This is a genomic window from Blautia sp. MSK.20.85 (assembly GCF_013317245.1).
Taxonomy (GTDB): Bacteria; Bacillota; Clostridia; order Lachnospirales; family Lachnospiraceae; genus Blautia_A.
The window spans coordinates 1-387 of the sequence record NZ_JAAIUN010000113.1; the positions used below are offsets into that span (position 1 = coordinate 1).

The 387-nt window shown below is 38.0% G+C and carries 1 protein-coding gene and 1 pseudogene; both read right to left on the reverse strand.

The window, feature by feature from the left end:
- A pseudogene (locus G5B12_RS17150) lies at positions 1-215 on the reverse strand (ParB/RepB/Spo0J family partition protein); the annotation flags it as partial.
- A partial coding sequence (locus tag G5B12_RS17320) for a ParA family protein (protein WP_207719572.1) occupies positions 205-387 on the reverse strand: 183 nt, incomplete at its 5' end. The gene G5B12_RS17320 and the pseudogene G5B12_RS17150, both read right to left, overlap by 11 nt.

Consider the following 387-nt stretch of genomic DNA (forward strand, 5'->3'; position numbering starts at 1 on the left):
CGCACAATACCAGGAACCAACACGCCATATTGTGTAATGCTTTCTGATAATTCTTCCATTTTCTTATCATCTTTTACTTGAAACGGGTGATTTGGAAATGGATGAAGGCTTCCTATTTTTATCTCGCAAATTCCATTGTTTGTTTCTTCGTTTGTTCCAAACAACGCATCAAGTGGCTGTAAGGAAATGGGAGTTGCTCTTTTTTTAGATGGCATCTTCTAGCACCTCCTCCGTCACTCTCCGATAAGCCTCTGTAGCTTTGCCTTTCGGATCATAAGAGAAAATACTCTGTCCTTCTCTGACTGCTTCCTTCATTCTTACAGAAAATGGAATATAATTATCAAAGATATGAATTTGACTTCCATATACATTTCTGAGAAGTTCCAT